Source organism: Pseudomonas sp. PDM15, assembly GCF_014851565.1.
Lineage (GTDB): Bacteria > Pseudomonadota > Gammaproteobacteria > Pseudomonadales > Pseudomonadaceae > Aquipseudomonas.
This window is the reverse complement of the sequence record NZ_JACVAA010000033.1, coordinates 1-369: the sequence shown is the minus strand read 5'-3', so window position 1 is coordinate 369 and position 369 is coordinate 1. Positions and strand designations below refer to the sequence as shown.

At 55.6% G+C, this 369-nt stretch carries 1 protein-coding gene; it reads right to left on the bottom strand.

Features of this window, described 5'->3' with window-relative positions:
- A partial coding sequence (locus tag IB232_RS23415) for a DUF1302 domain-containing protein (RefSeq protein WP_192400906.1) occupies positions 1–355 on the bottom strand: 355 nt, incomplete at its 3' end.
- Positions 356–369: the final 14 nt, after the last annotated feature.

The following is a 369-nucleotide window of genomic DNA, read 5'->3' as shown; positions in this document are numbered from 1 at the left end:
CGAAGTCATACCAGTACTTCCCGCGCAGGAAGATGCCGGTCTCGCCGTACTTCAGCTCTAGGTCATGGATGCCTTTGAAGATCTTCGAGATGGTCTCGCCCTTTTTGAAGTTCAGGCGGCCATCGTCACCGGTGGAGGAAGAGCCTCGGCCTCCGTTGTTATCACCGATCATGTCGCGATCAGGGCTGCGCAGTGACCAGCTAGCACCGACAGATAGGCTGCTGTCGAGCTGGCCCTGAATTTCTCCAATGTTGAACGTAACTGCTTGAGCAGTAGGCGCGCTGATCACTGCAATAGCCGCCGCGATAGCACTGAGAGGCATGTGCCGCCCATAACGCATTGTTGTTGTTTTCATGGCAGTTCCACTGG